The organism is Elstera litoralis (genome assembly GCF_000963705.1).
Taxonomy (GTDB): Bacteria; Pseudomonadota; Alphaproteobacteria; order Elsterales; family Elsteraceae; genus Elstera; species Elstera litoralis.
The window spans coordinates 1-13650 of record NZ_LAJY01000161.1 but is presented as its reverse complement, the minus strand read 5'-3'; the positions used below and the strand labels follow the sequence as shown (position 1 = coordinate 13650).

17 protein-coding genes are annotated in these 13650 nt (G+C 63.5%); 9 read left to right on the top strand and 8 right to left on the bottom strand.

Translation table 11 applies throughout. The annotated features are described in order from the left end of the window. The 3 genes from VZ95_RS25305 to VZ95_RS07445 form a co-directional block, all read right to left on the bottom strand. The coding region (locus tag VZ95_RS25305; protein WP_232302538.1) for a carbohydrate ABC transporter permease at positions 1 to 538 on the bottom strand (538 nt) is incomplete at its 3' end. Between the two features lie 427 nt (positions 539 to 965). After that, positions 966 to 2237, bottom strand: coding sequence for an ABC transporter substrate-binding protein (locus VZ95_RS07450; RefSeq protein ID WP_232302536.1), 1272 nt, complete (start codon positions 2235 to 2237; stop codon positions 966 to 968). 94 nt (positions 2238 to 2331) lie between these two features. Further along, positions 2332 to 3222, bottom strand: a complete 891-nt coding sequence (locus VZ95_RS07445; RefSeq protein WP_052711572.1) for an N-acetylmuramic acid 6-phosphate etherase — start codon at positions 3220 to 3222, stop codon at positions 2332 to 2334. A 181-nt stretch (positions 3223 to 3403) separates the two neighbouring features. On the opposite strand from VZ95_RS07445, the gene VZ95_RS07440 reads away from it, so the two are divergent. The 6 genes from VZ95_RS07440 to VZ95_RS07420 are packed head-to-tail and all read left to right on the top strand — an operon-like array spanning position 3404 to position 8329. Beyond that, positions 3404 to 4276 carry a BadF/BadG/BcrA/BcrD ATPase family protein gene (locus VZ95_RS07440; RefSeq protein ID WP_045775290.1) on the top strand — a complete coding sequence of 291 codons (873 nt, stop codon included), beginning with the start codon at positions 3404 to 3406 and terminating at the stop codon, positions 4274 to 4276. Then, complete coding sequence (locus tag VZ95_RS07435; RefSeq protein ID WP_045775289.1) at positions 4273 to 5034, top strand: GntR family transcriptional regulator; 762 nt, start codon at positions 4273 to 4275, stop codon at positions 5032 to 5034. Before VZ95_RS07440 ends, VZ95_RS07435 begins: the two co-directional genes overlap by 4 nt. After that, on the top strand, positions 5031 to 6071 hold the full coding sequence (locus VZ95_RS07430; RefSeq protein ID WP_198148159.1) for an SIS domain-containing protein: 1041 nt from the start codon (positions 5031 to 5033) through the stop codon (positions 6069 to 6071). The genes VZ95_RS07435 and VZ95_RS07430 overlap by 4 nt, the downstream gene beginning before the upstream one ends. Continuing rightward, entirely contained in the window at positions 6071 to 6784 is a 714-nt protein-coding gene (locus VZ95_RS26785; RefSeq protein ID WP_232302535.1) for an amidohydrolase family protein, read from the top strand. The genes VZ95_RS07430 and VZ95_RS26785 overlap by 1 nt, the downstream gene beginning before the upstream one ends. Beyond that, positions 6759 to 7220, top strand: coding sequence for an amidohydrolase family protein (locus VZ95_RS26780; protein ID WP_232302534.1), 462 nt, complete (start codon positions 6759 to 6761; stop codon positions 7218 to 7220). The genes VZ95_RS26785 and VZ95_RS26780 overlap by 26 nt, the downstream gene beginning before the upstream one ends. A gap of 59 nt (positions 7221 to 7279) precedes the next feature. After that, positions 7280 to 8329 (top strand): iron-containing alcohol dehydrogenase, encoded by a 1050-nt coding sequence (locus tag VZ95_RS07420; RefSeq protein WP_232302533.1) that lies wholly within the window; start codon positions 7280 to 7282, stop codon positions 8327 to 8329. 18 nt (positions 8330 to 8347) lie between these two features. Here the strand turns inward: VZ95_RS07420 and VZ95_RS07415 are convergent, their stop codons facing one another. Continuing rightward, the gene (locus VZ95_RS07415; protein ID WP_045775288.1) at positions 8348 to 9388 is read right to left on the bottom strand and encodes an LLM class flavin-dependent oxidoreductase; all 1041 of its coding nucleotides are present in this window, start codon (positions 9386 to 9388) and stop codon (positions 8348 to 8350) included. Positions 9389 to 9483: 95 nt separating this feature from the next. Between VZ95_RS07415 and VZ95_RS07410 the strand changes: the two genes are divergently transcribed. The 3 genes from VZ95_RS07410 (at position 9484) to VZ95_RS21740 (ending at position 11500) form a co-directional block, all read left to right on the top strand. After that, the gene (locus tag VZ95_RS07410) at positions 9484 to 9774 is read left to right on the top strand and encodes an ArsR/SmtB family transcription factor (protein ID WP_045775287.1); all 291 of its coding nucleotides are present in this window, start codon (positions 9484 to 9486) and stop codon (positions 9772 to 9774) included. A 35-nt stretch (positions 9775 to 9809) separates the two neighbouring features. Continuing rightward, positions 9810 to 10895: a saccharopine dehydrogenase NADP-binding domain-containing protein gene (locus VZ95_RS21745; protein WP_052711571.1), complete on the top strand. Its 1086-nt coding sequence runs from the start codon at positions 9810 to 9812 to the stop codon at positions 10893 to 10895. Positions 10896 to 10975: 80 nt separating this feature from the next. Further along, complete coding sequence (locus VZ95_RS21740) at positions 10976 to 11500, top strand: DUF4166 domain-containing protein (protein ID WP_198148157.1); 525 nt, start codon at positions 10976 to 10978, stop codon at positions 11498 to 11500. On the opposite strand, the gene VZ95_RS07400 is transcribed toward VZ95_RS21740, so the two are convergent. From VZ95_RS07400 to VZ95_RS07390, 4 genes are all read right to left on the bottom strand, one after another. Continuing rightward, positions 11488 to 12222: an aspartate/glutamate racemase family protein gene (locus VZ95_RS07400; protein ID WP_232302537.1), complete on the bottom strand. Its 735-nt coding sequence runs from the start codon at positions 12220 to 12222 to the stop codon at positions 11488 to 11490. The two genes, VZ95_RS21740 and VZ95_RS07400, sit on opposite strands and share 13 nt — an antisense overlap. Further along, positions 12222 to 12482 (bottom strand): ABC transporter permease subunit, encoded by a 261-nt coding sequence (locus VZ95_RS28655; protein ID WP_332308027.1) that lies wholly within the window; start codon positions 12480 to 12482, stop codon positions 12222 to 12224. The genes VZ95_RS07400 and VZ95_RS28655 overlap by 1 nt, the downstream gene beginning before the upstream one ends. Next, entirely contained in the window at positions 12479 to 13102 is a 624-nt protein-coding gene (locus tag VZ95_RS07395) for an ABC transporter permease (RefSeq protein WP_332308026.1), read from the bottom strand. The genes VZ95_RS28655 and VZ95_RS07395 overlap by 4 nt, the downstream gene beginning before the upstream one ends. A gap of 1 nt (position 13103) precedes the next feature. Beyond that, positions 13104 to 13650: ABC transporter permease (locus VZ95_RS07390; RefSeq protein ID WP_045775285.1), on the bottom strand; the 547-nt coding region annotated here is incomplete at its 5' end.

Genomic DNA, 13650 nt, shown 5'->3' with positions numbered 1-13650 from the left:
CGAAGAGATAGAGCATGACGCCCGCCAGAATGATGAAGAACATCATCGCCGCAATCGTCGCCCCCATTGCCTGATCGCCCAACTGCAACTGAAAGCCGAAGAAGGTGCGATACAGGTAAGTGCCGAGTAGATCGGTGGAGAAATTCGGCCCCGCCAGCGCGCCTTGCACTGTATAGACCAGATCGAAGGCATTGAAATTGCCCACGAATGTCAGGATCGAGACGATCCCCAGGGTGGGCAGAATCAACGGCAGTTTGATTTTCCAAAACTGCGACGCGCCGGTAATGCCGTCCAATTCGGCCGCCTCAACCACCTCGTTCGGGATGGAGAGCAGCGCGGCGTAAATCAGCATCATCGGAATGCCAACGAACTGCCACACGGAAATCAACGCCACCGCAATCAGCGCGCTCGACTCCAACCCCAGCCAGGGAGCGAACAGGGATTTCAAGCCGACCGAGCCCATCAAATTCGGCGCAACGCCCCAAAGCGGGCTGAGGATGAGTTTCCAGATAAAACCGACGATCACGAAAGACAGCATCGTCGGCATAAAAAAACGCCGTGCGATAAAAGGTTCGCCCCGCGAGTTTCGGCACCGACAGCATCGCCGCCAGCGCAATCCCGATGGGGTTCTGGATCGCCATATGGATCAAAAAGAAGATCACATTATTATAGAGTGCGTTCCAAAAACTCACCGACCAGCGCGGATCGGTGAATAAACGCACGAAATTATCCAGCCCCGCGAAAACCGTTCCGCCACCTTGCGGTGTAAACAGCGATAGGCGCAGCGTATCGGCCAAGGGCACGATCATCAGGGCGGTATAGACCAACACGGCGGGGGCCAAAAAGACGGCAATATGCCAGCGGCGGGGCCGCGCTTCGGGCGAGTCGAGCGTCATCGCGGGGGCTCCGGGGAAGAGGAAAGCCCGGCCGCGCATCCTCGGCGACCGGGCTCTCAGAAGGCTGGCTTAATTTTTGGGCTTGTACCAGCTCGTCAAACCGTCTTGCAGGCGCTTACCTGCGGCTTCCGGCGTTTCGGTCCCGTTCAGCACATTGGTGGACGAACCCCAGGTTTCGTTTTCCAGGTTCGGCGTGCCGCGCGAGAGGATCTGATAGGTCGAGCGGATCGTCGACTTACAGGTCTGGCGGGCGAACAAGAACTCGTTCGCCAGCGGATCGGTCAGTTCGACTGCGGCCGGTTGCAGGCTGAAGAAGCCGGGCAGCGCATTGGCGTAGATCGAGCCGAATTCGGGCGAGGCCACCCAAGCGAGGAATTTCTTCGCGGCGTCGGCATTCTTCGACTTGGCGTTCACGCCGAGCGCGATATCGACGTGATCCGAGATGTAGCAGGTATCGCCGACCTTCTTCACCGGCGGCATGAACGCGCCCATTTTGAAGCCAGCTTGGGCGTTAAAACTCGCAATTTCCCACGAACCCGCCGGATAAATGGCGGCGCGGCCCAGAGTGAAGAGGTTTTGGCTATCCGCATAGGTTTGCGCTTTATAGCCATCGCCCATATAGGGTGCCCATTTCGCCAGCACCTTATAGGGTTCGACCCAGGCGGCGTCGGTCAGCTTTTGCGTGCCTTTGATGAGCGCAAGGCGGCCTTCTTCGCCCTTCCAATAGTTCGGGCCGATGTTCTGATAGCCCATCGTGGCGGCTTCCCACTGTTCCTTCGTGCCCATCGCGAGCGGAACATACGTGCCGTCTTTCTTGATCTTCTCCAGCAGCGCGAAGAACTCGTCTTCGGTCGCGGGCGGGGCTTTTTGGCCGACCTTTTGGAACGCATCCTTATTATAAATGAACCCGTGGATCACTGAGGCGACCGGCACGCAGAACGTTGTCTTGCCGTCGTCGGTCGACCAGCCGGATTTCGCGACCGAGCTGAATTTTTCAACGCCCGGCACATCATTGACCGAGGCGATCTTGCCCTTTTCGAACAGCGTCAGCGACGCATCGAACGGGCGGCAGGCGACGATATCGCCCGCCGTTCCGGCATCGAGCTTGGAGTTCAGCGCGGCGTTATATTCGGTCGGCGGGGTCGGCGCGAATTTGAGCTTAATCCCCGGATGGGCCTTTTCGAAGGCCGGGATGATCTTATCCTGCCAAATCGGCAGATCGTCCGTGCGCCAGCTTTCGATGACCAGCGTGGTATCGGCCGCGAAAGCCGTCCCGCCCGCCAGAATTGCCACACCGACCGAGGCTAGGGCCAGCGTCCGAATACTCGTCTTCACCATCATGCTCTCCTGTTCGTGGATCGCGGACTTCCGTCCGCCGGTTTTTACCGCGCCGTTACAGACGGAAACCCGCCTATCGACACTTGATTGGGGCGGCTTAACATGCCAAAGCCGCCCGAATATCGCCCGCATGCTCGGCCAGCCGCGCCCGGGCGTCGGCGGGCGTCCCTTCGGCAAAACCATTGAGCACAATCGCAGTTTTAATCTCGCCCTCGGCGCGCGCCAGCAAATCGCCAGCGCGGGCCTCGTCGATGGCGCAGGCTTGGGCGACGATGCGCACCGCCCGCCCGCGCAGTTTGATATTATCGGCCTGAAGATTAACCATCAGCCCGTCGTAAACATGGCCCAACCGAATACCGATGAGGGTCGAGAGCATATTAAGGGCGCATTTTTGCGCTGTGCCCGCATTCATCCGCGTCGATCCCGCCACCACTTCCGGCGGCGTCGCCAGCAAAACGGCATGATCGGCGGCTTCTAGCAGCGGCGTTTGCCCATTGCAGGCTACCCCGATTGTCAGCGCGCCGCGCGCTTTGGCAGCTAAGAGCGCCGCCACCGCATAGGGCGTGCGCCCGCTGGCCGATAGGGCGATGAGCGTATCCAACGGGCCGACCGCCAATCCGACGACCGCCGCCGTAGCCGCTTCCCTATCGTCTTCCGCCTCGGACGGAATTTCGAGCAGCGCCGCATCCCCACCAGCCAGCAGAACCGGCACCCGGTCCGCCGAAATCCCATAGGTGCCGGGCAATTCGAGCGCATCCACCTGGGCCATCAGGCCCGACGATCCCGCGCCCGCATAAATGAGCCGTCCGCCGCGCCGCATGCGCTCGGCCACCACATCGCCCGCCAGCGCCAGCACGGGAACGGCGGCCTCAACCGCCGCGACCGCCTGAACTTGCGCCGCGACAATCGCCGACAGAATCTGCCCGCTCGGCCAACGGTCGATCCCCCGGTAGGTTTCTTGGGTCGCTTCGGTCGTGGGAAAGTTCATATGCTCAACGCCAGTTCGGGTGTGAACGCAGTGATACAGAACAATACCAATATAAAACCTCTCGTCAATGAAGTTTTTGATTTAATCTGAAAATCGCGCGAAATCAGCTATTTATAACCAAAATCACGCTTAGGGTTTACAAATCGGTTTTCAGTGGTATTAGATTGGGAAGGAGGCAGCGATGGCTGAGAGATTGTTTTTAGGCGTGGACGGCGGCGGTACGACCAGCCGGGCCAGGCTGACCGATGCGAATGGCAATCGCTTAAGCGAGGGCCGTTCCGGCTCGTCCAATTTGAACATGGGCATCGCGCTGGCCGCCGACTCCATTCTCGCAGCGACGCGCGAAGCCCTCGCCGCCGCCGGTCTGCCGGAAACCCGCCTGGGCGATATTGTCGCCGGGTTCGGCCTTGCGGGCGGCAATGTTACCGCGCTAGCCGAAGCCCTGCGCCGCCAACCCTTCCCCTTCGCCCATATCGACGTAACTTCCGACGCGGTGGTCGCCTGCCTTGGCGCGCACGGCGGGAACGATGGTGGCATTCTGATCGTCGGCACGGGCTCCCAGGGGCTAGCCCTCGTGCGGGGCGAAATGAAAACGGTCGGCGGCTGGGGATTCGAACTGTCGGACGGCGGCTCCGGTGCCCAACTCGGTCTAGCCGCCCTGCGCGCCGCGCTTCTCGCCTTCGATGATCTCGCCCCCGCAAGCGGCTTGACCGACGCCATCCTCGCCCGCTTCGCCAACGGCCCGCCCGATGCCGCCGTGTGGGGGAAGAGTGCGACGCCCAGCGATTACGGCTCCTTCGCGCCCCTTGTGATCGAGCATTTCGGCAAGGGCGACCCGGTCGCGCAAAGCCTGCTCGCCGAGAGTATCGATGCCATCAGCGCCATGATGCGCCGCCTTATCCAGTTTGGGGCCGACCGCATTGCCCTCATGGGCGGCCTCGCGCCAATTTTTCGCCCCCTGCTACCCCCCGAGCTTCAGGCCTTCCTGGTCGAGCCGCGCGGCGACGCGATGGATGGCGCGTTGGCTTTCGCCCGCCAGAAAGTGTCCTCATGAGCCGGGTTGCCGATATACTGGGAAGCTTGGCGCTGCCCCCCTACGATCCGACGCCGCTCTATCTGCGCCTTCAAGAGCAGATTAAATCGGCCATCGACGCGGGCAAGCTGAAGCCGCTGGAAGCGCTGCCCGGCGAGCGCGATATTGCGGAATCTTTCAACGTTTCCCGCGTTACCGTCCGCAAAGCCATTTCTGGACTGGTGGAACAAGGCTTGCTGACGCAGCGGCAAGGCTCGGGCACCTTCGTCGCCGTGCCGCCGCAGCGGGTGGAACAGCCGCTCTCGCGCCTAACCTCCTTCACCGAAGATATGCGCCTGCGCGGGCTCGAAGCCTCCGTTGTATGGCTGGGGCGCACGGTCAGCCTCGCCTCGCCGCAGGAAGCCATGCGCCTATCGTTGTCGCCGAACGATACGGTGGCGCGGCTGCGGCGCTTGCGCTTTGCCAATAAGGTGCCGATGGCCATCGAATGCGCAACCGTACCGACACGGTTTTTGCCCGATCCGACCGTGGTGGAAGCCTCGCTTTACGACGTACTCGAAGCCCGCGGCTGCCTGCCCGTGCGCGCGCTGCAACGGCTGCACGCGGCGAATTTGAACACTGAAGACGCGGGCATGCTCGAAGTCGCGCCCGGCGCGGCGGCGCTCGCCATCGACCGTCTGTCGTATCTTGAAAACGGCACCCCCGTTGAATTCACCCAATCCTTCTATCGCGGCGACGCCTATGACTTCGTCGCGGAACTGAACCTGAGGCGCGAATGACCATGCTTCCCCCCAGCACGACCGCAATGGCCGACGAAATCCGCGAAGCTCCCGAGGCTATTGCCCGGTTTTTCGACCGCGACATGCCGGTGTTGCGCGAAACCGCCCGCAGGCTCGGCGAGCGCAACCCGAATGTCATTGTCACCTGTGCGCGCGGCTCGTCGGACAATGCCGCCGCTTACTTCAAATATCTCACCGAAATTCTGATGGGGGTGCCGGTCGCCTCCATCGGCCCGTCGGTGGCCTCGCTCTATCACGCGCCGCTGCGGTTGCAGGGTGCTACGATCGTCTCGGTGTCGCAGTCGGGCAAAAGCCCCGATATCGTCAGCCTGCAAGCCGCCTGCCGCGCGGCGGGGGCTTTTGCAATCGCCATCGTCAACGATACCAGCTCGCCGCTCGCGGCGGGGGCCGATGCCGTGCTGCCGCTGCACGCGGGCGAAGAGCGTAGCGTGGCCGCCACCAAAACCTTCCTCTCCTCGGCGGCGATTCTCGCGGCGCTGGTCGCGGAATGGCGCGGCGATGAAAGCCTCATTCGCGCCACACGGGATTTGCCTGAGGCGCTGAAAACCGCCCTCACTGCCGATTGGTCCGAAGCGCTGCCGGTGCTGACGGCGGCCAGTTCTGCCTATGTCATCGGGCGCGGCCCGGCGCTCCCCATTGCGGCGGAAGCGGCGCTAAAGCTCAAAGAAACCGCCATGCTGCACGCCGAAGCCTTCAGTGGGGCCGAGGTGATGCACGGGCCGTTGCAACTGGTGGAGCGCGGTTTTCCCGTCATCGCCTTCCGGCCCGAGGATGCGGCGGCGGATGCGATGGGCGAGGCCGTCCTGCGGCTGCGCGCGACGGGGGCGAAAGTCTTCGTCGCTGAAGCAGGTACGCCGAAGCCGGGCCGGTTGCCGATTGCGCCCAGCGGCCATCCCCTGCTCGACCCGCTGGTCATGTCCCTGTCTTTCTATGGGCTGGCCGAGCAAGTGGCGCGGGCGCGCGGGCAAGACCCGGACCGCCCCAGCCGCCTGAAAAAGGTGACGGAGACTCTGTAATGGCGATCTACGCGCTCACGGGGCCGCGCCTTTATACGGGCGAGCGTTTTCTAGACGATCACGCGGTCGTAATCGACGGCGACACGATCACCGCCATTCTGCCGCATGCGGCGCTTCCGGCGGGGATCGAAGTTAAAACGCGGAACGGCGGCCTGCTGGTGCCCGGCTTCATCGACGCCCAGGTGAACGGCGGCGGCGGTGTGCTGTTCAATGCCACGCCAACCCCAAGCGCCCTAGCCCAACTCGCCCACGCCCACGCGCGCTACGGCACGACCGCGCTGCTGCCAACCTTCATCACCGACGATGCTGCCGGGATGGTCGCCGCCATCGAGGCCGTGCGCGCCGCCATCGCAGCCAAGGTGCCCGGCGTGATCGGCCTTCATCTGGAGGGGCCGTTTCTATCGAAAGCGCGCAAAGGCGCGCACGACCCGGACCTGATCCGCCTGCTGACCGAAGCGGATGCCGATGCGCTGCTCGCGACCGGGCTTCAAACGGTTCTGCTCACCCTCGCGCCGGAAACCGTGCCGCCTGCGCTGATTGCCAAACTCGCGGCGGGCGGGATCATCGTCAGCCTCGGCCATACCGAGGCGACCTATGAGGCGGCGATGACGGCGGCGGATGCGGGCGCGCGCGGCGTGACCCATCTCTTTCAACGCCATGTCGCCGCTCGCGCACCGCGCCCCCGGCGTGGTTGGCGCGGCCCTCACCCATAGCGGGCTGTGGGCCGGGATCATCGCCGATGGGCACCATGTCCACCCCGCCGCGCTGGCGACGGCACTGCGGGCCAAACGCGGCCCCGGTAAACTGTTCCTCGTGACCGACGCCATGCCGACCGCTGGGCATAGCGAGGGCGAATTTCATCTGAACGGGCGCTTGGTGACGCGTAAGAACGGCGTGCTGACGCTCGACGACGGTACACTCGCGGGCTCGGACCTGACGATGGACGCGGCACTGCGCTTCACGGTGGCGAATCTCGGCGTTAGCGTGGAAGAAGCTTTGCGCATGGCCAGCCTCTATCCGGCGCAGTTCTTGGGATTGGATCGGGCGCGCGGACGTTTGGCCCCCGGCTTTCGCGCCGATCTCGTGCATCTGTCGCCCGATCTTGCGGTGGAGCAGGTTTGGATCGGCGGCGCAGCCGTGAGGGGCTAGCGCAAAGCGTCGCACTGTAGCAGGGTCGGAGGATGCTACTTCAATCGGGACCCTCCGCCATGACCGCCGCTTTCACGTTCACCTACGGCCCGCGTCTGCGTTCGGCGGCGGGCGTTTGCGCTCAACTGGCCGAAATGCTACCGCCCGGCCCGGTTTTGCTCGTCACCGACGCGGGCGTGCGCCGCTTCGGCCTCTGCGATGGCGCGTTAGCGGCGCTGGCGGGACGGTCGGTCACTGTTTTCGATGCGGTTGAAGCCGATCCGTCCGCTCAAACCGTGCTGAATGCCGTTGATGCGGGGCGCGCGGGTGGCGCTGCCTCGGTGGTTGGCCTCGGCGGCGGCAGCCCGATGGATGTGGCGAAACTGGTCGCCTATCTGCTGGGGTCCGGCGACGATCTGACGGCGATTTACGGCGTCGATCAAGCCAAGGGGCCGCGCCTGCCGCTGGTGCTGATCCCGACCACCGCCGGAACCGGTTCGGAAGCGACGCCGATTGCCATCGTCACGGTTGGCGCGACGGAAAAGAAGGGCGTCGTCTCGCCCGCGCTCTATGCCGATTGGGCCTTGCTCGATGCTAACCTGACCCTCGGCCTGCCGCCCGCCGCCACTGCGGCGACGGGGATCGACGCGATGGTGCATGCCATCGAAGCCTATACCAGCCACCGCCTGAAGAACCCCGTTTCGGATGCTTTAGCGCGCGAGGCCCTGCGCCTGCTCGCCGACAATCTGCCGAAAGTGCTCGCCAATGGCCGGGATGTCGCGGCGCGGGAGGCGACGCTACTGGGCTCGCACCTTGCAGGCGTGGCTTTCTCCAATGCCCCCGTCGCGGCGGTGCATGCCCTCGCCTATCCCTTGGGCGGACATTTCCATGTGCCGCACGGGCTTTCCAACGCGCTGATGCTGCGCCCGGTGCTGCGTTTCAATCAACCGGCGGCAGGGGCACTCTATGGGGAGCTTGCGACCTGTCTCGACCCCACCGCCACTGAATCAACCGAAGCCGCCTTCTTCAGCGCTATCGACGCGCTGCTGACCGGAAGCGGCCTACCGCTGCGCCTGCGCGACATCGATATTCCCGAATCAGCCTGGCGATGCTGGCCAGCGAGGCGATGAAGCAACAGCGGCTGCTGATTAATAACCCCCGGCCGCTTGAAGAAGCGGATGCGCTGGCGCTGTATCGGCAGGCGTGGTGAGGCCGCCGACCGAGGCGATAATCTCGAAGGAGCGCAGGCGCGCGGCATGATCGTAAATATCCGAGACGATCATGACCTCATCCACCCCGGTTTCGGCGATAAAGCGGGCAAGTCCGGCGCGGACCGTTTCCGGCGAGCCGGCGATTGTGCGCGCCATCATGCCTTGAACATGGGCTTTTTCATCCGGCGACCAATAGGTTTCGATATCGTCAATCGGCGGGCTACTCAGCCCGCGCGTGCCGCGAATAAGATTGGTGAAGGACATTTGCTGGGTGGTCGCCAACCGCCGCGCCTCAGCATCGGTTTCGGCGGCGATGATATTGACCCCGGCCATCGCATAGGGTTTCGCCAATTGCTCCGAGGGCTGGAAGCGGTGCCGATAAATCTCCAAAGCCTCCAATAAGCTCTGGGGCGCGAAATGGGAGGCGAAGGCATAGGGCAGCCCCAGTTGCGCCGCAAGCTGCGCGCCGAAGGTGCTGGACCCTAAAATCCACAGCGGCACCTCAGTTCCCGCCGCCGGAATCGCCCGCAGCCGCTGGCCGGGCATGGCCGGGGCGAAATAGGCCTGCAACTCCACCACGTCGCGCGGGAAGGTCTCGGCGCTCTCCGGCGGGCGGCGCAGGGCGCGGACGGTCAAGCCATCGGTTCCCGGCGCACGGCCCAAGCCAAGATCGATTCGCCCCGGAAACAGATGCGCCAGCGTGCCGAACTGCTCCGCGATAATATAGGGCGCGTGGTTCGGCAGCATAATTCCGCCCGCGCCAACGCGAATGGTTTTCGTGCCGGCCGCAATATGGCCGATGACGATGGAGGTCGCCGCACTCGCGATCCCGGAGGCGTTATGATGTTCGGCAACCCAAAAGCGCGTATAGCCCCAAGTTTCCGCATGGGCCGCCAGATCGCGGGCATGATCCAGCGCCGTGCGCGCGTCGCTGTTTTCACGGATCCGAACCAGATCGAGAATTGACAAATGGGTCATGAAAGATCCTCTTCGGCCCCGTCCATACATGGGGATTTGAATATATCAGAATTTCCCCATATATATATCGGATAATCCCGATTTAAAGGCCCGCGATGGACCCCGACGCAATTCTGAAAGCCCTCGCCCACCCGGTTCGGCGCGATATGCTCGCGTGGCTGAAAGCGCCCGAGACGCATTTTACAAGCCAAGAACACCCGGTCGAGATGGGCGTGTGCGCCGGGCAGTTCGAACGTTGCGGCCTGTCGCAATCCTCTGTTTCCGCCCATTTGGCGACGCTCGCCGCCGCCGATCTGGTGATACCGCGACGGATCGGCCAATGGGTCTTCTATAAGCGCAATGAGGCAACGCTCGACGCCTTTCGCGCGCATCTGGCGGCGCTTTAGCCTATACTCCGCTCGACAGAGCGAAAGGCAGACCCGTGACGGCGTGCAAGCGCGTGGTAATTATCGGCGGGACCGGCGTTTTCGGCAAACGCCTCGCCCGACATATTTGTGCCTGGCCAGGGCTGGAGGTCGTGCTGACCTCGCGCAGCGCCGAAAAAGCGCAAGCCCTCGCCGCAAAGATTGCCGCCGATGTTCCCGGCGCGCGGATTTCCGGCGTCGCCCTCGATCATCGCCACGGTTTGCTAGAAACGCTGACGGCGCTCGCGCCCTGGGCCGTGGTCGATGCCTCCGGCCCTTTCCAAGGCGCGAATTATGCCACGGCGAAAGCCGCGCTCCTGGCCGGAGCGCATGTGTTGGATCTGGCCGATGCGCGCGATTATCTCGCGGGCTATGCCGAGGCGCTGAACGCGCTCGCTTTAGCGAAGGGTTTGGTTGCCCTTGCTGGAGCCAGTTCGACCCCCGCCCTGTCGGGGGCCGTCGTCGCCGCGCTAACCGAGGGATGGGCGCGGGTGGATACCGTGGATATCGCCATCACCCCCGGCGGGCAAAGCGAGGTTGGTCCAGCGGTGATCGAAGCGATTCTCACCTATGCCGGAAAACCGATTCCCGTCTGGCGCAATGGCGCACTCGCCCAAAGCTTCGGCTGGGGCGAGGGGCGCTGGGGCGCCATGTCGGGGCTCGGGCGGCGCTTGGTTGCCGCTGTTGAAACGCTCGATCCGCAAGACCTGGGGCCGCGCTATAAGGTGCAGTCACGCGTGCGCTTTTCGGCGGGGCTGGAATCGCTGCCTGAACAACTCGGGCTGATGGCGCTGGCACGCTTGCGCCGCTGGGGGTTCTTCCAAAATGTGAAAACCTGGGTGCCCTGGCTGTTGCAGGGGCGGAGGCTAACCCGTCTTATCACCTCCGACCGGGGCGGCATGTTGGTGGATGTAACCGGGCTCGACGCCGAGGGGCGGGCCACACGGGCGCGTTGGTCGCTGCTGGTCGGGCAGAACCACGGCCCGAATATTCCCACACTGCCCGCCGCCGCCGCGCTCAAGGCGCTGCTGAGCGAAACGTTTCCCGCAGGCGCGCGCGCCGCGACCGAGGCGCTGCCGCTGGCGGCAATCGAAGCGAAATGACCCCATACGGGATTCGCGTAACGCGGGATGCCCCGGTAAGGCTGACCTCGCCGTTTAACGCGGCTTTGGGCGATGCGGGAATGGCTCTCTTGCCCGCGCCGCTGCGCGCTTTCCACGCCGATACCAGCCCGCGCCTGTGGGAAGGCCGGGCGGCGGTAGAAACCGGCACAGCCCCCCTGGCGCGGTTGATCGGTTGGGCGCTGAAGCTTCCCCGCGCCGGGCAAGATATTCCCGCAACGGTCACCATCGATGATGAAAGCCCCCCCGGCGGCCCTTCAGTTCAACGTTGGGGCCGGACGTTCGCTGGACGGAGCTTCCAGTCGCAGTTGGTCAGCGCGGGCGAAGGCCTATTGGTCGAGCGCTTCGGCCCCTTCCGCTTTCGGCTCAACCTTATGGCGCACTCGGATAGACTGGAAATAAGCGTCAGCGGCTGGGATTTTTGCGGGGTCCCGCTGCCGAAGGCGCTGATGCCCCGCTCCGATGCCGAAGAGCGGATCGACGCCGAGGGCCGATTTTTCGCAGATATCCGCCTGACGCTGCCGTGGATCGGGCTGCTTGTGCACTACCGGGTTTGGCTGGAGCCGAAGCAACCCTACCCCGGATAGGCGAAACCGGCAAAAATCCCCGCATAGGGTTTGCACGGCGGCGGGGCATAGCCCCCCCGTTTGGAGGTTTTCAGCCCGAGCTTCACCAGCCCCTCGGCCAGGACCACCGCCGCCGAGACGCCCTCAATCACCGGTAGCCCGTGTTTTGCACTCAAAGCGGCGGCAAGATCGGCCATGCCCGCGCAGCCCAGCACGATCGCTTCCGCCCGTTCCTCCCGCTTTGCCGCCTCGATTTCGGCGGACAGACGCTCAAGCGCGCCAGAGGCCGGATCTTCCAGCGCCAAGACGCCAAAACCGCCTGCCCGAACCCGCGCACAGCGCGAGGCAAGCCCGTAGCGCACGAGATTGTGTTCGATCACCGGAATGGCGAGCGGCAGCGTCGTCACCACCGAAAATTTCCCGGCGAGAAGGCATGCCACATGATAGGCCGCCTCGCCGATGCCAATCACGGGGGAGGCGACGGCCTGCCGGGCGGCATCGAGCCCGGTATCGTCGAAGCAGGCGATGATATGGGCCGACGCCCCCGCTCGCTCGGCTTCGAGAATGCGCTGGAGCATGCCGGGGATGGCATAGGCTTCGTCGTAATAGCCTTCGATGGCGACCGGCCCCATTGCCGATTGGGTGGCCCGAACCGTCATCCCCGCCGACGCGGTCGCGCGGGCCGCGGCAGCGATTTTCTCGGTCATGGAGGCAGTGGTATTCGGATTGACGATATGGATCATCACAGCATGCCCGCCCCAGCGTCCGACCCCTGGCGGGCTTGCCAATTTTGCAGCGCCCGGATGGCGAAGAGCGCAAGGAAAATCACCGCGAAGGAGACCGCCGATGTCACCGTTCCCAGGGCGTAAATATCGGGCTTGGTGACGGTCGTGGTCAGGCTTTGCAGTTCCAGCGGTAGGCTATTGACCTCGCCGATGGCTTGCGACGAGCGGGCGATTTCATCCCACGACAGGGTAAAGCCGAACAGACCAATCCCGATCACCGAGGCAGAATGATCGGCAGCACGACGAAACGGAATGTCTGCCACGGCGTCGCGCCCAAGTCGCGCGCCGCCTCCTCATAGGCCGGGTTGAAGCGGTTGAAGATGGCGAACATGATGAGCAGGCCGAAGGGCAGCGTCCAGGTCAGATGCGCACCGAGGCCGGAGGTAAACAGCCCCATGAAGGTGGTGTGGGTTTCGGCCAGCCAGTCCGGCCCATAGGCCTTCATCAGATCGTCGAGCAGGCGGAATTCCAGCGCAATGCCGAGCGAGGTGATGATGGAGGGCACGATCAGGCTCGCCACCGCAATATAGAACAGCGCCGCCGCGCCCCGGAAGCTTTTGCGAAAGGCGAGCCCGGCCGACACCGAAATCGCTACCGTGACCACCATCACCACTAAGCCGAGCTTCAATGATCGCACGAAAGCCGCGCCGATATTGACGATTCCGCCGCCGGAAAACAGCTTTTCGAACCAAAACAGCGAGACGCCGTTCATCGGAAAAGTCAGCCCGCCGTCCGGCCCCTGGAAGGACAGAATGAAAATCGCAATCATCGGGCCGTAGAGAAACAACACATAGAGCCCGAAGAAAAGGGCGAGCGCGTAGAAGGACTTGCTGCGCATTCTACAGTTCCTTCCGCACATCAACGAGTTTGGAGAGAGCGGCGATAATCAACAGTGTCACGCCGAGCAGAATAACGGCATTGGCCGCCGCCGCTGGGAATTGCAGCGCATTCAGCCGGGTTTCGATGATCTTTCCGGCCGAGGCGATCTGCTGGCCGCCCATCACGCCGATGGTGATGAAATCGCCCATGACGATGGTAATGACGAAAATCGACCCAATGACGATGCCGGGTTTCGAGAGCGGAATAATCACATTCACCAGCGTCTGCCAGCCGGTCGCACCCGCATCATAGGCGGCTTCGATGAGGGCTTTATCGATGCGGATCATCGAATTGAAAATCGGCACCACCATGAAGAAGGTGAAAAGGTGGTGGACCAGCGCCAACACCACGGCGAATTCCGAAAACAGCAGCCATTCCAGCGGCGCATCGATTACGCCCATTCCCGCAAGCCCCTGATTGACCAACCCGTTGCGCCCCAAGAGCGGAATCCAGGCGATCATGCGGATGACATTGGAGGTCCAGAAGGGAATCGTGCACAGCAGCGAT